Below are 18,605 nucleotides of genomic sequence, written 5' to 3'. Positions count from 1 at the left end.
CTTCTGGATGGAAATCAACACAACGGTCCACAAAGCCCCTGCGATCAAGGATGCAGGCAGGTACATCACGCCAACGACAAAGTTGTAAACGCCAACTGCCGTAGCACGCCGCTCTGGCTCAAGATCGGCTATGAAGGCCTTCCTCTGGGATTCGTCGATAGCGTAGAACAAGCCATAGACGGCGAACACGACTACGATCTCCCAGCGACTGCTGGCGAACACCAGCCACAGGGTTAAGCCTGCATACACTGAGTATCCAAGCAAGATGATACGTGTGCGCCCGATGCGATCACCCAGCCAGCCCACCCATGGAGCAACGATCACACATGTGGTGTTGAACAGCGGTTTAGCGTGCTTGCACTGCGGAGTTCTCCACGATTTGGGCCAGACGTACATGGCCGTTTTCGTACTCGATCTAACCATTTTTCAATAATTTGAGGCGTCAGCTTTGACAACTCAATCCCTGCAAATGCAGGCTCATCTAAGACGTAGCTCTTAAATCTGTTAGCCACATCATTGGCTGCTTTTGCACCTTTGATGCTTTGAACATGTTTGACGTAGTCGTTGCAGGCATCTTTGACTGAATAGACGCCAGCCTGACCTCCTCGACCCAAATGCGAAAACCATTGCTCAGCCTCTTGCTTGGCGGCACTAAACCTTTGATTTTTTGGGAGCTCGCGAAATTCACCAAGAGACTTCATTGGCTTTTTGCTACTGATTGGATCCCAATACCTAGCTATCCAAGTGCCTTCGGAGCTTGCAGTCATCCGCCGAAAACCTAATGAGTTTCCTGTTCCCAACCGCATCCAATGAGGCTCTCGGCGCAGCTCCAAGTTTTCTCGTGCTGAGACTTTTGACAGGTCGACATCCATTTGAACCCCCATGCAATAGTACGGAAAAAGTACGGAAAACATTCCGGCACTGATTGATACTATCTGGTACGCATGGTGGGGTGTCAAGAATGAAAATCTAAAAAATATTCCGTACTTTTAACCGTTTTATGTGCATTCCCCGACCTTGACATGGTGGGGGTCGTTGGTTCGAATCCAATTGCGCCTACCAAACCAAGCAAAAACAGCTTGTGAAAAAAATCCCGCTTCATGCGGGATTTTTTTGTTTTTTTATAGCCGAATCGTTGGCCACTATTACAAGCTACAGCTGCTTCTAAGCACCATCTTGCAACGCTGCACCACGCTCATCTCCATCACCGCATGCAGGATTTGTCACAGCTTCACCAGTTGCCAGTGCCTGCAGCGCAGCCTGCCATGCGGCAACGGTGCCGATTCTGCGCATAGGCGGCAAAGCTTGCACCAACCTTTTACCGTAACCCTTGGTACGCAGCCTGGTGTCGGCCACAACCAAAATCCCGCGGTCTGTCTCGCGACGAATCAGTCGCCCTGCCCCCTGCTTGAGCGCCATGGCGGCTTCAGGCAGCATATAGTCACCAAAAGGGCTGCGGCCCACCACCTCCAGCTGGCGTGAGCGGGCCTCGACCAGAGGGTCATCAGGTGGCGGGAAAGGCAATTTATCAATCACAACCAACTGCAGCGCGTCACCCGGAATATCTACCCCCTCCCAGAAGGTCGATGACGCCACCAGCACGCATCCGCGCCCATTCACCACACCAGCACGAAAGCGCTCCATCAACGCATGCTTAGGACCTTGGCCTTGAACCAGTACATCAATCGGCTCAAACATGCCAAAGCGCTGCTGCAGTTGTGCACCAATTGCGTCCAGGGCTTTGAGTGTGGTGGTAAGCACCAACGTTCGCCCCCCCAAGGCCTGCGCACCATCACCCGCCAGCTGGGCGACAGCTGCGCTGTGCGCTGCTTGCTGCGCAGGCTCGGGGAAATCTTCAGGCACGTACAACACTGCCTGGTGCTGGTAGTCAAAAGGGCTCTCCACCTTCAGCACCTGCGCATTGCGCAGGCCGCAGGTTTCAGTGAACCAGCGCAAATCTTCGTCGTCCCCCAAAGTGGCGGAGGTAAAGATCCATGCTTTTAGCGGATCTGGCAATGCCTCTCCCTCCTGCGCCTGCCCCATGTGCTCGCGCATCAACTGGGCAATGCTCAAGGGTGACTCCATCAGTCGCAGGTGCTGGCGCTGCACCTCCAACCACCGCACCGCATCGTCAGGTACGGGCTGTGCAAAGCTTGCCAGTTGGGAGAGCAAGCGCGCCCCGCGCTCATACAGTGGAATCACCGCATGGGCTGTTTCTGCGACTTGGGCCAGTGCCATCAGCAGCGCACGCAAGGACTGCCCCACACTGTGCAAGCCGCGCCGCCAAGCGGCCTCTGACAAGGTTTCAGGCGCAGCCCCTAACCAGCGCAAGCGGGTGCCGGGCGGGCTGGCGCCGCCCACCGCCCGCCATTCATTGATGGCCTGCTCCAACTGCCCCAGTAGTTGCATCCAGTCTGCCAAACCACGCGCATGCAGCGTCACATCGGCCAGTGCATCCTTGATAAAACCTTGCAGCTGGCGGGTGCCCAAAACCCAGCCCGCAAACTGGATGCCGGTCTCGTTGAGCTGGTGAGCCTCATCAATCACCACCACACCAGCCGTGGGCAGCAACTGGGCAACCCCAGAGTCACGCACCTCCATATCCGCAAAGAACAGGTGGTGGTTGACCACACAAATGTCTGCTTCCAGCGCCTGCGCACGGGCCGTATTGACGTGGCATTGCTCCCAATGCGCGCAGTTGCTGCCCACGCAATTGTCTTTGGTCGAGGTGACCAGGGCCGCAACGGTGGAGCTTTCGGCAAGCCCCGGCAATTCACCCAAATCGCCCGTGCGCGTGCCATGTGACCAATCTTGCACGCGGGCCACCGCGCGCAGCACCTGCGGGTCGAGTGCGACTTTGCTTTGATGCACTTGACCCAGCCGATGCAGGCACAGATAACTGGAACGCCCTTTAAGCCGTGCAATACGCAACGGCAAACCCAGTGCCTGCACCAGCCGCGGTAAATCACGCAAATAGAGTTGGTCTTGCAGGGCCTTGGTGGCCGTGGAGATCACCACCCGCTTGCCACTGAGCAGCGACGGCACCAGGTACGAGAAGGTTTTGCCCACCCCGGTACCCGCCTCCACCACCAGCACGCCCCCCACTTCGATCGTCTGCGCAACCGCCATGGCCATGGCGGTTTGCCCGGCGCGCGGCCGGAAGTGTGGCTCTGCACGCGAGAGCCAGCCGTCTTGCGCGAAAGCGGCCGCAACTTGGTCGTGCAAATTCATGGCCATGGTGCTTGCTAAAAAAAGGAGCTGCTAGCGCAGGATTTTCAATAGCTTCAGATACAAAACTATCTCAAAGCCTTAAAAATCGAACGCTAGGCGCTCCTCTTTTTAAGGCTTTGGCAGCCCTTCAGGCACGGGCAAAGGTGCACCTTTGCGGCCTGCAATTTCATCGGCCTTGCTGGCGCGGCGCGCGGCAGCCTCTGCTTGCTTGGCTTGGTACTCCTGCGCCGCCTTGGCGCGGGCCTGTGCCTGCTCTTGCTGCTTGGCAGCTGCCGATGCTTCGTGCGCCTGCACGCGGCGTGCTTGCTCGGCGGCGCGCTTTTGGGCCTCAGTGGCGCGGGTTTCGGTGCTGAGCACGCCAGAGCCATCGCGTGGTGTGACCGTCACGGGCACAGGCGCTGGCTTTTCACGCTGCTTGCGCTCAATGGCACGCAGCCGCTCATTCGCCTTTTCTTGGCGTTCTTCACGGTTCAAGCGCAGCTCGCGCTCATGCAGCGCATTGTCTTCTTCACGCGCGGCAGCCCGCGCTTCGCCCAAGCAGCTTTCCACCGCAAAGCGCTGCCAGCATGCTTTTTCTGCCTCCTGCTTGCGGGCCATAACGGCGCTGCGGGCACGTGCAATCTCGGCACGCTCCTGCGCCCGCGCTTGCGCGCGCTGCTGCAGCAGCGCTTCATGCGCTTGGTCATCTGGCGCCAGCGCACCTTGTGCGTGCGCGGCGACAGCCAGCACACCCAGTGCCAGCGCTTTACAGGTCAGAGAGAACAAGCGAGAGAAGTTCATAACGTTGGATCAGGTCAACCCGGTATCTACCACCCGGCGCTCGAGTGCGAGGAATTCCTGAGATTGCATTTCATTCAAGCGTGACACTGTACGCGGAAACTCATGCGACAGCGGCCCTTGCGTGTACAACTGCTCGGGCGGCACGGCAGCAGACATGACCAACTTCACGCGGCGGTCATACATCACATCAATCAGCCACGTAAAGCGGCGCGCAGGCGATGCCATATTCACCGGCATATAGGGCACATTCGACAGCAGCACAGTGTGGAATTGCGAAGCAATTTCCAGATAGTCGTTTTGTGAGCGCGGGCCGCCACAGAGTTCACGAAAATCAAACCAGATCACACCACCGGCACGACGCACGGCAGGAATGGTGCGTGACTCGATCTTGAACACCGGCTTTTCTTCCGGCACATCGGCCAGCTGCTCAAACGCCGCTTGCATGGAAGCGTCCGCCTCAGGGCCCAGCGGACAGTGGTAGAGCTTGACCAACTCCAGCGTGCGGCGGCGGTAATCGGTGCCGTTGTCCACGTTCACCACATCCATGCGCGCGTTGAGCAGATCAATCGCCGGCAGGATGCGGTCGCGGTGCAGCCCATCGGGGTACAGGCCATCGGGCGTGAAGTTGGAAGTGGTCACAAAGCCCACGCCGTTATCAAACAGCGACACCAGCAGCCGGTGCAAGATCATGGCGTCGGTGATGTCCGCCACATGAAATTCGTCAAAACAAATCAGCTTGTAGCGCTTGGCAATTTTGGCCCCCAGCGCATCCAGCGGGTTTTGCGTACCCTGCAGCACATGCAACTCTCGGTGCACCTCCCGCATGAATTCGTGAAAGTGCAGCCGTACTTTGCGCTTGATGGGCACGGCATTGAAAAAGCAGTCCATCAAAAAGCTTTTACCCCGCCCTACGCCGCCGTACATGTACACGCCGCGTGGAATTTCGGGCTTTTGAAACAGCTTTTTGAGCGCGTTAGAGCGTTTGGACTTGTACGCAGCCCAGTCATCGGCACAGCGCTGCAACGCATCCACGGCGCGCAGCTGGGCGGGATCGGCGGTAAAACCTTTGGCGGCGAGTTCGGCCTCATAGGCCGCACGGACAGACTGACTCATGCTCATCCAGCTTTCTGGCCTGTTGGGCGATCGAGCGATCGCAAAACAAGCGCTTTAAAACAATAGCGCCAAGCGCAGGTAACACCTGGGCTTGGCCACTATTTTGCTTCTAAAAAGAGATTAGAAGTTCAGGGTACGCTTGTCCACGGCCAGGGCCGCTTCCTTGGTGGCTTCCGACAGCGAGGGGTGGGCGTGGCAGATGCGGGCGATGTCTTCGCTCGACGCCTTGAACTCCATGGCCACCACGGCTTCGGAGATCAGCTCGGACACCATGGGGCCTACCATGTGCACGCCCAGGATTTCGTCGGTCTCGGCATCGGCCAGGAACTTCACCATACCGGTGGTGTCGCCCAGAGCACGTGCGCGGCCATTGGCCAGGAACGGGAAGGAGCCGGCCTTGTACTTCACGCCGTCGGCCTTGAGTTGCTGCTCGGTGCGGCCCACCCAGGCGATTTCAGGGCTGGTGTAGATCACCCAGGGAATAGTGGCGAAGTTCACGTGACCGTGCTGACCAGCAATACGTTCTGCCACGGCCACGCCCTCTTCCTCGGCCTTGTGCGCCAGCATGGGGCCGCGCACCACATCACCCACCGCCCATACGCCGGGCAGGTTGGTCTTGCAGTCGCCGTCAACCACGATGGCACCGCGCTCGTCCAGCTGCAGGCCCACGGCCTCTGCGTTCAGGCCGTTGGTGTTAGGCACGCGGCCAATCGACACCACCAGCTTGTCGGCTTCCAGCACCTGGGCTTCGCCCTTGGCGTTGGTGTATTCCAGCTTCACGCCAGCACCGGAGGTATCGACGTTGCCGATCTTCACGCCCAGCTCAATCTTCAGGCCTTGCTTGTCGAAGGCCTTCTTGGCTTCCTTGGCGATCTGCTCGTCAACCGCCGACAGGAAGGCGGGCGCGCCTTCCAGCACGGTCACTTCAGCACCCAGACGGCGCCACACGGAGCCCATTTCCAAGCCGATCACGCCCGCGCCGATCAACGCCAGCTTCTTGGGCGTGGCGCCCACGCGCAGTGCGCCGTCGTTCGACAGCACCTTGTCTTCGTCGAAAGCCAGGCCGGGCAAGGCACGGGCGTTGGAGCCAGTGGCCACCACGATTTGTGCGCCGACCAAGGTTTCTTCGGCCTTGCCAGCCACCTTGATCTCGTAGCCGCCGTCCACAGCCTTCACGAACGATGCCGTACCGTGGAAGAAGGTGACCTTGTTCTTCTTGAACAGGTACAGGATGCCATCGTTGTTCTGCTTCACGATGGCGTCCTTGCGGGCGATCATCTTGCTCACATCCATGGCCACTTCGCCCGTGCTGATGCCGTGGTCGGCAAAGTGCAGCTTGGCGTGTTCAAAGTGCTCGGACGACTGCAGCAGTGCCTTGGAGGGAATGCAGCCCACGTTGGTGCAGGTGCCGCCGGGTGCAGGGGTGCCTGCGGTGGTGGACCAGGCATCGATACAGGCCACGTTCTTGCCCAGTTGGGCCGCGCGGATGGCTGCGATATAGCCGCCGGGGCCGGCGCCGATCACGATAACGTCAAATTGCTTGCTCATAACTCAAAATCTCTGTGTGTCAGGTGCTTGAAAAAACCCACCGCAGGGCGTGGCCAAGGGTGGGTTTTCGTCGAGGTTCGAACCCTGTGGGAATTACAGGTCGAACAGCAGGCGGGAAGGATCTTCCAGCGCTTCCTTCATGGCCACCAGGCCTAGCACGGCTTCGCGGCCGTCGATGATGCGGTGGTCATACGACATGGCGAAGTAGTTCATGGGGCGCACCACGACCTGACCATTTTCAACCACGGCGCGGTCCTTGGTGGCGTGCACACCCAGGATGGCGGACTGTGGGGGGTTGATGATGGGGGTAGACATCATCGAGCCGAAGGTGCCGCCGTTGGAGATGGAGAAGGTACCACCGGTCATTTCTTCAATGCCCAGCTTGCCGTCGGCTGCCTTCTTGCCAAATTCAGCGATCTTCTTTTCGATGTCGGCAAAGCTCATCTGGTCGGCGTTGCGCAGGATGGGCACCACCAAGCCACGGGGCGAACCCACGGCAATACCGATATCGAAGTAGCCGTGGTAGACGATGTCATTGCCGTCCACCGAGGCGTTCAGCACGGGGTACTTCTTCAGGGCATGCACGGCCGCCTTCACGAAGAAGGACATGAAGCCCAGCTTCACACCGTGTTCCTTGGTGAAGTCGTCCTGGAACTTCTTGCGCAGCGCCATCACGGGCGCCATGTTGATTTCGTTGAACGTCGTCAGGATGGCGTTGGTGGATTGCGACTGCAGCAGACGCTCAGCCACACGGGCGCGCAGGCGTGTCATGGGCACGCGCTGCTCAGGACGGCCCGACAAATCTTCCTTCAGCGCAGGCGCTGCCACCTGGGGCAAAGCAGCCTTGGGAGCGCCTGTGGGGATGCTGGCGCCAGCCTTGATGGCCGACAGAGCATCGCCCTTGGTCACGCGGCCATCCTTGCCTGTGCCTGCCACATTGGCCGCAGACAGGTTGTTTTCAGCCAGCAGCTTGGCGGCGGCGGGCATGGCCACATCGCCCTTGTTGGCGGCAGTGGCGGGGGCTGCAGCCGCAGGAGCGGCAGCGGGTGCAGCGACGGCAGCAGCACCTGCCACCGCATCGGTGTCGATCTTGGCGATCAGTTGCTCGGTGGTCACGGTGGCACCGTCACCTTGCACAATCTCAGCCAACACGCCAGCAGCAGGCGCGGGTACTTCCAGCACCACCTTGTCAGTTTCAATTTCGATCAGGATTTCATCGACGGCCACGGCTTCGCCGGCCTTCTTCTTCCAAGTCATCATGGTCGCTTCAGCGATGGACTCGGACAGCTGGGGAACTTTAACTTCTACGATTGCCATTTTGAATTCTTTCCAAAAAGTCTTGGGGCCCCTGCTGAGACAGCAGGGGGTCTACCTTTTTATTACTTGGTCAGCACAAAGCCTTTGAGCTTAGAGAACGCGGCTTCCACCAGGTTCTTTTGCTGCTCAGCGTGCAGATGGGCATAACCCACTGCTGGCGATGCAGAGGCTGCACGACCGGCGTAACCGAGCTTTTGGCCTTCTTGCATGTTTTCGTAGATGTTGTGCTGAATAAAGAACCACGCACCTTGGTTTTGCGGCTCGTCTTGGCACCACACCAATTCCTTGGCATTGGCGTACTTCTTCACTTCGGCTTCGAAAGCCTTGTGCGGGAAGGGATACAGCTGTTCCACGCGAATGATGGCGACGTCGTCGACTTCCTTCTCTGCGCGCTTTTTCACCAGATCGTAGTAGACCTTGCCCGAGCAAGCGATGATGCGCTTGACCTTGTCGGCCTTGGCCACGATGGATTCGTCACGCTCGCCGATCACTGTCTGGAACGCACCCTTGGTGAATTCTGTCAGCGGCGAAGTGGCATCCTTGTTACGCAGCAGCGACTTGGGCGTCATGATGACCAGCGGCTTGCGCAGGTTGCGCACCATCTGGCGACGCAGCACGTGGAAGATCTGGCTGGCTGTGGTGGGCTGCACGATCTGCATGTTGGTATCAGCAGCCAACTGCAGGAAGCGCTCCAAGCGTGCCGAGCTGTGCTCAGGGCCTTGGCCTTCGTAGCCGTGGGGCAGCATCATGGTCAGGCCGTTGACACGCCCCCACTTCACTTCGCCGGATGCGATGAACTGGTCAATCACCACCTGCGCGCCGTTGGCGAAGTCGCCGAACTGGGCTTCCCAGATCACCAAGGTGTTGGGGTCGTTCGATGCGTAGCCGTATTCAAAGCCCAGCACCGCCTCTTCAGACAGGATGGAGTCGATGACGACGAACGGAGCCTGGTTGTCGGCCACGTTCTGCAGCGGAATGTAGGTACCTTCGTTCCACTTTTCACGCTTTTGATCGTGAACCACAGCGTGACGGTGGGTGAAAGTGCCACGGCCGCAGTCTTCACCGGACAGACGCACGGGGTAGCCCGAGGCCACCAACGATGCGAACGCCATGTGCTCGCCCATGCCCCAGTCCACGTTGATTTCGCCACGACCCATGGCTGCGCGATCGTCATAGACCTTCTTCACCAGAGAGTGGGGATTGACAGTTTCCGGCAGGGTCGTGATTTTTTCAGCCAGACGCTTCCACTCTGCCAAAGGAATGGCAGTGTCGCCAGCATCGGTCCACTTCTTGCCCAGGAACGGGCTCCAGTCGACCGCGTACTGGCTCTTGAAGTTGGTCAGCACCACTTCCTGGGTATGACGGCCTTCGTCCATGGCAGCGCGGTAGGCCTTGGCCATGTCGTCGCCCAGGGTATCGCCCAGGCCTTGGGCTGCCAGCTTGTCGGCGTACAGCTTGCGGGTACCAGGGTGGGCCGCAATCTTCTTGTACATCAGCGGCTGGGTCAGTGCAGGCGTATCTTGCTCGTTGTGGCCCAGTTTGCGGAAGCAAACGATGTCCACCACCACGTCCTGCTGGAACTCCATGCGATAGTCCAGAGCCAGCTGCATGCTCAGTGCCACGGCTTCTGGATCATCACCGTTGACGTGCAGCACGGGCGACTCGACCATCTTCACGATGTCGGTGCAATACGTGGTCGAACCCTTGTCTCGAGGATCCGATGTGGTGAAACCAATCTGGTTGTTAATGATGATGTGCACCGTGCCGCCGGTGGAGTAACCACGGGTTTGCATCAGCGCCAAAGTTTCTTGGTTCACGCCTTGGCCGGCAAAAGCCGCGTCGCCGTGCACCAGTACAGGCAGCACTTGCTTGCCTTCGGGGTCATTGCGTCGATCCATGCGCGAACGCACAGAACCTTCAACCACGGGGTTCACAATTTCCAGGTGGGAAGGGTTGAACGCCAAAGACAGGTGCACAGGGCCACCAGCCGTCGACACGTCGGAGCTGAAGCCTTGGTGATACTTAACGTCACCAGCAGGCAGATCTTCCGGCGCGGTGTGATCAAACTCGGCAAACAGGTCTTTGGGCATCTTGCCCAAGGTGTTGACCAGTACGTTCAGACGGCCGCGGTGGGCCATACCAATCACGACTTCTTGAACGCCCTTTTTGCCACCCGCGTTGATCAGCTCATCCATCGCCACGATGAAGGACTCACCACCTTCCAGCGAGAAGCGCTTTTGACCCACGTACTTGGTGTGCAGATAGCGTTCCAGACCTTCTGCGGCAGTCAGGCGATCCAGAATGCGCTTCTTTTGGTCGGCATTCAGCACGGGCTTGGAGCGGATAGCTTCCAAGCGCTGCTGCCACCAGCGCTTTTGCACTTGGTCGGTGGCATACATGTACTCGACACCGATGGTGCCGCAATACGTTTCGCGCAGTGCGTTGAGCAACTCGCGCAAGGACATGGTTTCCTTGCCGAAGAAGGTGTTGCCCACATTGAACACGGTTTCCTGGTCAGCGTCGGTGAAGCCGTAGAACGCAGGGTCGAGTTCAGGAATTTCGGGGCGTTCGGTACGCTTAAGGGGGTCCAGATCTGCCCAGCGCTGACCGACGTTGCGGTAGGCTGCAATCAGCTGTTGCACCGCGGTGCGCTTGCGACCCAGTTCGGAGTCCGCACCGGAAGCCACAACCACCTTGGTGCCACCTTGCTTGGCGCGCTCGGCGAAAGCGTTGATGACGGGCTGGTGGGGAATGTCTTTGGCATTGGAGCCATCAACGGCAGGAACGTGCTGCAGTGCGTCGAAGTATTCACGCCAAGAATCGGGAACGCTGCCAGGGTTGGCAAGATAGTTCTCGTACATTTCTTCGACGTAAGGGGCGTTACCGCCGAAGAGATAAGTGTTGCCTTGGTAGGCTTGGTAGACAGTGGGCTGATCGCTCATATTCCGCTGACCTCTGCTTTCCCTGAGAAAGCTTTAGCTGGTTGGTAAACCTCCCGCGACACGGCTGTACCGATTGGCGGATGCGACTGTGGCAAAGGAAGGGCCTGTTGTTGCTGCTTGCATTGTAGCCATTCATAACGATGATCGGCAGCAAAGGTCTTATGTAAGACTCTGAAAATTAATCCCGCACTGCAACAAAGCCCGCCGTATGACGCACTTTTTTAAATCTTTAAAGACATGTAAAACTGCAAACTACGATTTTTAAGAAATATGTATTAAGTCGCGTACAGTCGCTGCTATTGACCTTCCTTCGCACCGTCGCCCCCGCATCTATGCCTCCAGAACAATCGCTCAACAAATCATTTCTGCTGCTACTGATCGCAGTCAGCATAGGTTTTGGATGGATTTTGTGGCCGTTCATCGGTGCCGTATTTTGGGCCGTGGCCCTGGCAATTCTGTTCCACCCACTCTACAAGCGTTTGCTGCGGCGACTGCCCCGCAGCACCAACTTGGCCGCTTTGATTACGTTGGTGCTGTGCTTGCTGGGCGTAATTTTGCCGCTGGTACTTATCGGGTCTTCCGTCGTCAACGAAACCGTCCTGATTTACAACCGCATGTCTTCTGGACAGTTGGACTTTGGCACCTATTTTCAACAAATCAACGATGCGATGCCAGGTTGGATTCGAGGGTTTTTAGAGCGTATCGACCTCGCATCAGCGCAAGAAATTCAAAGCAAGCTGTCTTCCATCGCTGCCGAAGCTGGCAAATTGATTGCCGGTAAAGCGGTTGAGATTGGGCAAAACACTCTGGGTTTTGTGGTGAGTTTTGGCGTGATGCTTTATCTGCTTTTTTTCCTGCTGCGCGATGGCTCCCAACTGACCCAACGGATACGCAACGCCATCCCTTTAGAAAAAGCACACAAACAAAGCCTTGAGTCAAAGTTTGCCACCGTCATCCGCGCAACGGTGAAAGGCAACTTGGTAGTTGCCGCAGCGCAAGGCGCGCTAGGAGGCATCATTTTTGCCATCTTAGACATCCAAGGCGCGGTATTGTGGGGCGTTTTGATGGCATTTTTATCACTGCTGCCAGCAGTAGGCGCAAGCTTGATCTGGGGTCCGGTATCTATCTACTTCATTGCCACAGGGAACGTCACACAAGGCCTCATTTTGGCCGCCTACGGCGTATTGGTGATTGGCCTTGTGGACAATTTTTTGCGCCCTATCTTGGTGGGCAAAGACACCAAACTGCCTGACTACATTGTGCTCATCAGCACCTTGGGCGGCATGTCGATTTTCGGCCTCACAGGGTTTGTCATAGGCCCCACCATTGCTGCACTATTTCTTGCTTGCTGGGATATTTTTAGCACCCGAACAGCGCGCAGCGAATAATAATTTCAGTAATTACTGAAAACAAAATCTGCCTTGAGGGCGGATTTTTGTATGCATTGAACCTCGACTTTTCAGTCGTTCAGCGCGTACATCGCATTAACGATATTCGACAGTGGGTATTACCACTCCCCCACACTGCGCACCAAATAATCGAAATCATGGGGCAGGCCTACATCGTGCGCCTGCACATTTGGAGGGTCATTACCGCCAGCCTGCCCTGCACCAATGAGTTGACCCATTTGAATATTCTGCGGCAGCGGTGGCGGGTTGCTGTGCTCACGGCCAAAGGTATGGTTTGCAAGCAGATGGTTCACGGCAGGTGGTGTAGACATGACAGCGCTCTCCTTAGGGTCACTTTAAAAAACAATCCATGCACTCCCCGTAGGACGGCATTTCTTTGTACTGTCACCTTCCCAAGTACAGCTGCCAAAATTTGGAAACGACACGTTCTCTGCTGCGACATGCTTTAAGCTCAATGCCCTATGCCGCAGACCATCGCTCATCCCGTACACCACGAACTCATCATCAAAAAAAGTCGCTTTCTCTGCTGCGTACAACCCATGTCAGACCGAGCATCTGCGCAAGCCGTTGTGGATGCGCTGTGGCAACAACACCCTGGCGCTTCACACGTTTGCTGGGCACTGCTAGCAGGCGGGCAATCTGCTGCGGCAGATGATGGCGAGCCCAGCGGCACGGCAGGGCGCCCGATGCTGGAAGTGCTACGCCACCAAGACCTGGAAGGGGTATTGGCTACCGTAGTGCGCTACTTCGGTGGCGTCAAACTGGGGGCCGGAGGTTTGGTGCGTGCTTACACGGACTGTGTCGCACAAGCACTGCTTCACGCTGAAAAAATCACTTTGCAGCGCATGAGCACGCTGCAATGCAGCTTTCCCTACGCGATGGAAGGCTGGCTGCGCCGCGAGTTGGAATTGGCTGGGGCCACGCTGTTGAACGTACAGCACCAAGCGGTGGTATGCATGCAGTGGAGCATTCCCGAAGACCAAGGTGGCGCATTGATCGAACGCATCAACGAAGGGGGCCAAGGTCGCATTAACTGGCTCAAGTTCTGGCCGAGTTGAACCTCTGGCAAACTTCAATCAAAGCAGCAATTGCACTTTTTATTGATGCTTTGCCATTTGGACTTGCGTTTTACATTCAAACCATTCTGACTGGATGAGTTTGACTATGGATATCCGCTACGCCAACGCCCTGCGCAACGCCACGAATGCGTGGTCGAACAACCGCACCACCGACACCATCACCATGCAAGACCTCAAGCGCCGCGCACCTGATGAGCAAGACGCTGCCCAAGTGGTTACTGCGCCCAACCCCACCCAAATGGCGGCGATGCAGCCCGAGCTTGCGCGTTATGGCAATTTAGGCACCCGGCTCAATTTGTTTGCCTGACCGCATGCGCTTGGCCACCGCGATGCTTTGCGGATCACAAATCACATTACATTGTGGTGATGAACACTGCTGAACCCATAGAGCGCGGCGCTGAAAAGCCCTCCTATCCACTGGTCACCGCCCTCACTGCGGTGCGCAAAGCACGTCAAATGACGCAAGCTGACCTGGCAAGCCAAGCAGGCCTGTCTCGCATGACCGTGCAACGACTGGAGAGCAATGGCCTCGACCCACGCCTGTCTACCCTGCAGGAGATGGCACGTGTGCTGGAGCAAGAACTGGTGGTCATTCCTACACACCTGCAGGAAGCTTTTCGCTCCTGGCTTGCAGAGCGTGCGGACACCTGAGACTGCCGTTTGAGTGCCGCAGGCATCGCCGACTCGACTGCTGCACGCCACAAACTTTCGCCTACCCAAGCCCTGCAGGGCTTAGCAGGGCGGCGCAACCGCGCACTCGTCATGAACCCTCTGCCCACAACGCCCGATAACGCCCCCACCTCACCCCGCCAATTGTTCTGGGCTTTTGCTACCTTGGCACTGCAAGGCTTCGGCGGTGTCATGGCCGTCGTGCAGCGTGAGCTGGTTGATCGCCGCCGCTGGCTCACCACCGAACAATTTGCCCAAGACTGGGCCTTGGCCCAGATATTGCCCGGCCCCAATGTGGTCAACCTCTCCATCATGTTTGGAGAGTGCCACTTCGGCCTGCGCGGCGCATTGGCCGCAAGCGCAGGCATGCTGCTGGCACCTACCCTACTGGTCTTGCTGCTTGGCAGTCTGTATCTGCAATACGCCAGCCACCCTGCAGTGAGCGGTGCTTTGCGCGGTATGGGCGCGGTGGCTGCAGGTCTGGTGCTGGGCACCGGACTCAAACTTTCTGCATCGCTGCACAAACACCCTCTGCCGCTGTGGCTAGGTTGGCTGCTAAGCATGGCAGCCTTTGCCATGGTGGTGTTTTTGCGCTGGCCACTGTGGTGGGTGCTGCCCATGGTAGGCGGTATCGGCTGCGCTGTGACATGGAAGCGGCTAGCGCCATGAATGAAGCCCTAGCCCCATTGACCTTGGATACTGCTGGCTGGCTGCACCTACTGGCTTATTACCTGTCGCTGTCCCTGCTCTCGGTCGGCGGTGCAATGGCCACGGCGCCCGAAATGTACCGCCACACCGTCGAGCAACAAGGGTGGCTCAGCGCCCACCAGTTCTCCGACTCCATCGCCATCGCGCAAGCTGCTCCTGGCCCCAACATCATGTATGTGGCCTTGCTGGGCTGGAACATCGGCCTGAACGCCATGGCCCCGTTGACCGGGTGGACCGCATGGCTGGTCGCACTGGCCAGTTGTTTGGTCTGCATGGGTGGCATGCTGTTGCCCAGCTCCTGGCTGACATGGAGCAGCACGCGCTGGCTACGCCGCAACCATGCCCGGCGCAGCGTGCGCGCTTTTCGCTGGGGGATGATGCCTTTGGTCGTCGGTATGGTGCTGGCTACTGGATGGATTTTGGCAACCCGCGCCACCGACACCGGCCATCCGTGGGCCATGTGGGCACTGACCGCAGCCACAGCCGCTTTGGTGTGGAAAACCAAACTGCACCTGCTGTGGACGTTGGCAGCGGGCGCGCTGCTGGGCAGCCTGGGCTGGATTTAAATTTCAGAGCTGCTGGAGCAGCACTGGCAAGGCTTTCCCTGCATTTTGATGCACTATCGCATCCGCCAGCATATCCAGCTCTGTAGCTTGCGGATTGACAATGGCCACCTTGGCACCACGCTGGTGCGCCTGAAACACCAAACCCGCAGCGGGGTAGACCACCCCAGAAGTACCCACCACCAGCATCACATCGCAGGCGTTCACCACCTGCTCGGCCTGTGCCAGGGCATGGGCTGGCAAATGCTCCCCAAACCACACCACGTCGGGGCGCAGCATATTGCCGCAAGCGCTGCAGCGTGGTGGACAGCCCCCTTGAGCCACTGCATGTGCCATGTCGCACTGCGGGCAACACGTATCCAGCCATTGGTTGCGCATCACATCGCCATGCAGGCAAATCACGTCGTGGCTGCCTGCACGCTGGTGCAAACCATCCACGTTTTGCGTGATCAAGTGCAATTTGCCGGGGTGAGCATGCGCAAAATCTGCCAGCGCCCTGTGCGCCGCATTAGGCTGCACCTTGGCCAGCAAATCACGGCGGTAGCTGTACCACTGCCACACCCGCTCTGGGTGCATGCGAAAACCGCGATCGGAAGCCATCTCCTGCGGATCAAACTGTGCCCAATAACCGGTGTGCGTATCGCGAAACGTGGGCACACCGGATTCGGCACTCACCCCCGCGCCACTGAGCACCACCACTCGCTGGGCCGCCTGCACCCATTGCCGCACCTGTGCAATGTTTTCAGTGTTTTTTGCCTCTAAGGCAGACATGGCGGGCGCTCACAGCTATCTTTATTGCGCTTGGCGCTGGCGCACTGCCTCGTACAAGCACACGCCACTGGCGACGGACACATTCAGGCTTTCCACCGCACCTTGCATGGGAATGCTGATGAGTTCATCGCACGTCTTACGCGTCAGCTGGCGCATACCATCGCCCTCTGCTCCAAGCACCAAAGCAACCGGGCCTTTCAGGTCGACCTGGTACAGGTGCTTGTCGGCATCACCGCTGGTGCCAATCACCCAGATATTGCGCTCCTGCAGCTCTTTGAGGGTGCGCGCCAAATTGGTGACCATGAAGTAAGGCACGGTCTCGGCGGCACCGCTGGCCACCTTGGCCACGGTGGCATTGATGCCGGAGGAATGATCCTTGGGCGCAATCACGGCATGGACGCCCGCGCCATCGGCCACGCGCAAGCAAGCACCCAGATTGTGGGGATCGGTCACGCCATCGAGCACCAGCAGCAAGGGGTTCTTCACGCCTGCTTCTTCCAAGTCGTCCAGCAATTCGTCCAGCGTGCGGGTGTCTTGGACCTCTTCCACGCGAGCCGCCACGCCCTGGTGCCCATGGCTGCCTGCCAGTTTGGCAATGCGCATGGCATCCGCTTCAATCAGGCGCGCACCGGCTTCTTTGGCTTTTTCCAAGAACTGGCGCATGCGCGCATCGCGGCGCGTGCCTTCGTAATAAATCTCAATGATGGACTGGGGCGCGGTCTTCAAACGCACGCCAACGGCATGAAAGCCGAAAAGAACTTTGGGGGACGACATAGTGGCCGAATTATCCAGTGTCACAGCCGCTTGCGGTGGTAAGTCGTGAGATACCTTGTGTTGATTTAGATAAATCAAACTTTTCAAGCATCACTTCATACCAAGCAGTTATGAAGGCATACCACTGACGGAATATGTGAGAACCCCTAAACTCGCCGCTTTATATGTCAGTGGTGCAACCTTTCTCACATGATCTTCCAACCTTTGCTTAACTGGTCGCAGCGCACCAGCATCGTCACGCAAATCATCATTGGCCTTGTCCTGGGCATTGCTTTGGCGCTCATCTGGCCAGAAGCCGCGCTCAAAGTGGAGTTCTTAGGCACGCTGTTTATATCTGCCCTGAAAGCCGTTGCACCCATTTTGGTGTTTGTGCTGGTGATTGCGGCCATCAGCAACAAGCGCCCCGGCGAGAGTAGCCACCTCAAACCCGTGCTGTGGCTGTACGTGATTGGCACCCTGAGCGCGGCGATTGTGGCGGTGGTGGCCAGCAGCTTCTTCCCCACTACGCTGGTGCTGGCCGATGCCGCCACCGGTATGGCCGCCCCCGGCGGCATTGGCGAAGTATTGATGCAACTGCTCAAAAATGCGGTGGCCAACCCCGTCGATGCCCTGCTCCATGCCAATTACATTGGTATTTTGGTGTGGGCGGTGGCTATTGGTATTGCACTGCGCCGCGGCGCTGAAACCACGCGCCAAGCTGTGGCTGATTTGTCCAACGGTATCACTTTGATCATCCAAGCCGTGATTCGATTGGCACCTGTTGGTATTTTTGGGTTGGTGGCTGCCACCGTGGCCACCACCGGCACCGAAGCACTGGCTGGCTATGTCCAGTTGCTGGCAGTGCTGCTGGGTGCCATGCTGTTTGTGGCCCTGGTGGTCAACCCCTTTATTGTTTGGTACAAAATTCGCCGCAACCCCTACCCACTCGTTTGGCTGTGTCTGCGCGAAAGCGGCGTCACCGCATTTTTCACTCGCAGCTCTGCAGCCAACATTCCTGTGAACATGGGGATTGCCAAGCGTCTGAACTTGGATGAAAACACCTACAGCGTAGCGATTCCCCTGGGCGCCACCATCAATATGGCTGGCGCTGCCATCACCATCAGTGTGCTGACACTCGCCGCCGTACACACATTGGGCATCGTGGTTGACACCCCTACGGCAATCTTGCTGTGTGTGGTCTCTGCGGTGTGCGCGTGCGGCGCATCCGGTGTGGCGGGCGGCTCGCTGCTGCTGATTCCGCTGGCTTGCTCGCTGTTTGGCATCTCCAACGACGTAGCCATGCAAGTGGTCGCTATTGGCTTCATCATCGGCGTGCTGCAAGACTCTGCTGAAACCGCGCTGAACTCTTCCACCGACGTGTTGTTCACCGCTGCCGTGTGCATCGCTGAAGCAGAGCGCAACTCGGCCAATTAAGCGCTGAAGCGGCGCTGTGCACCAGAATGGTCACGCAGCGCCCACATCCCCAAGGCTCCTTGAAGGAGCCTTTTTTACGGCCAAGTAGCCAGTTGCTGACTACTTGGCGTTTGGAAGTTGCCCCACACCGCGCTCACTCATGGCTTTGACTTGGGCACAGTTGCGGGCTTGCTCATCCTGGCTGATGGATGCCCAGCGCGTTGCAAAATCAGCCTTTGCACTGGCATAAGCCGCTTCGTACTGCGCAGGTTGCACACCTTGGCTCAACATGAACCGCCCCGGGTTTTG

The 18,605-nt window shown here is 58.0% G+C and carries 19 protein-coding genes; 7 read left to right on the top strand and 12 right to left on the bottom strand.

Going from position 1 to position 18,605, the window contains the following annotated elements:
- The 8 genes from B3R00_RS00560 to B3R00_RS00525 all read right to left on the bottom strand — a co-directional run.
- Positions 1 to 324 (bottom strand): MFS transporter (locus B3R00_RS00560; RefSeq protein WP_286996787.1); only part of this gene is annotated, 324 nt, incomplete at its 3' end.
- Positions 321 to 914, bottom strand: coding sequence for a hypothetical protein (locus B3R00_RS00555; RefSeq protein WP_286996786.1), 594 nt, complete (start codon positions 912 to 914; stop codon positions 321 to 323). The genes B3R00_RS00555 and B3R00_RS00560, both read right to left, overlap by 4 nt.
- A gap of 250 nt (positions 915 to 1,164) precedes the next feature.
- Positions 1,165 to 3,237, bottom strand: coding sequence for an ATP-dependent DNA helicase (locus B3R00_RS00550; RefSeq protein ID WP_286996785.1), 2,073 nt, complete (start codon positions 3,235 to 3,237; stop codon positions 1,165 to 1,167).
- 102 nt (positions 3,238 to 3,339) lie between these two features.
- The gene (locus B3R00_RS00545; protein WP_286996784.1) at positions 3,340 to 4,011 is read right to left on the bottom strand and encodes a hypothetical protein; all 672 of its coding nucleotides are present in this window, start codon (positions 4,009 to 4,011) and stop codon (positions 3,340 to 3,342) included.
- Between the two features lie 9 nt (positions 4,012 to 4,020).
- Positions 4,021 to 5,124, bottom strand: a complete 1,104-nt coding sequence (gene zapE / locus B3R00_RS00540) for a cell division protein ZapE (RefSeq protein WP_174863474.1) — start codon at positions 5,122 to 5,124, stop codon at positions 4,021 to 4,023.
- A gap of 120 nt (positions 5,125 to 5,244) precedes the next feature.
- Positions 5,245 to 6,672 (bottom strand): dihydrolipoyl dehydrogenase, encoded by a 1,428-nt coding sequence (gene lpdA, locus B3R00_RS00535; protein WP_286996783.1) that lies wholly within the window; start codon positions 6,670 to 6,672, stop codon positions 5,245 to 5,247.
- A gap of 93 nt (positions 6,673 to 6,765) precedes the next feature.
- A complete protein-coding gene (gene odhB / locus B3R00_RS00530) occupies positions 6,766 to 7,989 on the bottom strand; it encodes a 2-oxoglutarate dehydrogenase complex dihydrolipoyllysine-residue succinyltransferase (protein ID WP_286996781.1) in 1,224 nt (407 codons plus the stop codon).
- 62 nt (positions 7,990 to 8,051) lie between these two features.
- Positions 8,052 to 10,931 (bottom strand): 2-oxoglutarate dehydrogenase E1 component, encoded by a 2,880-nt coding sequence (locus B3R00_RS00525; RefSeq protein WP_286996780.1) that lies wholly within the window; start codon positions 10,929 to 10,931, stop codon positions 8,052 to 8,054.
- A gap of 332 nt (positions 10,932 to 11,263) precedes the next feature.
- Here B3R00_RS00525 and B3R00_RS00520 point away from each other — a divergent pair, with 332 nt between their 5' ends.
- The gene (locus B3R00_RS00520) at positions 11,264 to 12,319 is read left to right on the top strand and encodes an AI-2E family transporter (RefSeq protein WP_286996779.1); all 1,056 of its coding nucleotides are present in this window, start codon (positions 11,264 to 11,266) and stop codon (positions 12,317 to 12,319) included.
- A 119-nt stretch (positions 12,320 to 12,438) separates the two neighbouring features.
- Here the strand turns inward: B3R00_RS00520 and B3R00_RS00515 are convergent, their stop codons facing one another.
- Positions 12,439 to 12,651: a hypothetical protein gene (locus B3R00_RS00515; protein WP_286996778.1), complete on the bottom strand. Its 213-nt coding sequence runs from the start codon at positions 12,649 to 12,651 to the stop codon at positions 12,439 to 12,441.
- Between the two features lie 150 nt (positions 12,652 to 12,801).
- Between B3R00_RS00515 and B3R00_RS00510 the strand changes: the two genes are divergently transcribed.
- The 5 genes from B3R00_RS00510 to B3R00_RS00490 all read left to right on the top strand — a co-directional run bounded on the left by B3R00_RS00510 (position 12,802) and on the right by B3R00_RS00490 (position 15,362).
- Positions 12,802 to 13,398, top strand: a complete 597-nt coding sequence (locus B3R00_RS00510; RefSeq protein ID WP_286996777.1) for an IMPACT family protein — start codon at positions 12,802 to 12,804, stop codon at positions 13,396 to 13,398.
- Between the two features lie 106 nt (positions 13,399 to 13,504).
- Positions 13,505 to 13,726 carry a hypothetical protein gene (locus B3R00_RS00505; RefSeq protein WP_286996776.1) on the top strand — a complete coding sequence of 74 codons (222 nt, stop codon included), beginning with the start codon at positions 13,505 to 13,507 and terminating at the stop codon, positions 13,724 to 13,726.
- 59 nt (positions 13,727 to 13,785) lie between these two features.
- The gene (locus tag B3R00_RS00500) at positions 13,786 to 14,070 is read left to right on the top strand and encodes a helix-turn-helix domain-containing protein (protein ID WP_286996774.1); all 285 of its coding nucleotides are present in this window, start codon (positions 13,786 to 13,788) and stop codon (positions 14,068 to 14,070) included.
- 111 nt (positions 14,071 to 14,181) lie between these two features.
- On the top strand, positions 14,182 to 14,757 hold the full coding sequence (locus B3R00_RS00495; protein ID WP_286996788.1) for a chromate transporter: 576 nt from the start codon (positions 14,182 to 14,184) through the stop codon (positions 14,755 to 14,757).
- Positions 14,754 to 15,362 (top strand): chromate transporter, encoded by a 609-nt coding sequence (locus tag B3R00_RS00490; protein WP_286996773.1) that lies wholly within the window; start codon positions 14,754 to 14,756, stop codon positions 15,360 to 15,362. Before B3R00_RS00495 ends, B3R00_RS00490 begins: the two co-directional genes overlap by 4 nt.
- A 3-nt stretch (positions 15,363 to 15,365) precedes the next feature.
- Here the strand turns inward: B3R00_RS00490 and B3R00_RS00485 are convergent, their stop codons facing one another.
- Both B3R00_RS00485 and rlmB read right to left on the bottom strand, forming a co-directional pair.
- Positions 15,366 to 16,130: an SIR2 family NAD-dependent protein deacylase gene (locus B3R00_RS00485; protein WP_286996772.1), complete on the bottom strand. Its 765-nt coding sequence runs from the start codon at positions 16,128 to 16,130 to the stop codon at positions 15,366 to 15,368.
- 21 nt (positions 16,131 to 16,151) lie between these two features.
- Positions 16,152 to 16,904 carry a 23S rRNA (guanosine(2251)-2'-O)-methyltransferase RlmB gene (gene rlmB, locus B3R00_RS00480; RefSeq protein WP_219164545.1) on the bottom strand — a complete coding sequence of 251 codons (753 nt, stop codon included), beginning with the start codon at positions 16,902 to 16,904 and terminating at the stop codon, positions 16,152 to 16,154.
- A gap of 189 nt (positions 16,905 to 17,093) precedes the next feature.
- On the opposite strand from rlmB, the gene sstT reads away from it, so the two are divergent.
- The gene (gene sstT, locus B3R00_RS00475) at positions 17,094 to 18,317 is read left to right on the top strand and encodes a serine/threonine transporter SstT (RefSeq protein WP_286996769.1); all 1,224 of its coding nucleotides are present in this window, start codon (positions 17,094 to 17,096) and stop codon (positions 18,315 to 18,317) included.
- Positions 18,318 to 18,416: 99 nt separating this feature from the next.
- On the opposite strand, the gene B3R00_RS00470 is transcribed toward sstT, so the two are convergent.
- Positions 18,417 to 18,605 (bottom strand): hypothetical protein (locus B3R00_RS00470; RefSeq protein WP_286996768.1); only part of this gene is annotated, 189 nt, incomplete at its 5' end.

Origin of the sequence: Comamonas sp. UBA7840, from assembly GCF_002501455.1 — a bacterium.
GTDB classification, from domain to species: Bacteria; Pseudomonadota; Gammaproteobacteria; order Burkholderiales; family Burkholderiaceae_C; genus Comamonas; species Comamonas jiangduensis.
The sequence above is the reverse complement of the archived record's forward strand: the minus strand, read 5'-3'. Positions and strand labels throughout refer to the sequence as shown.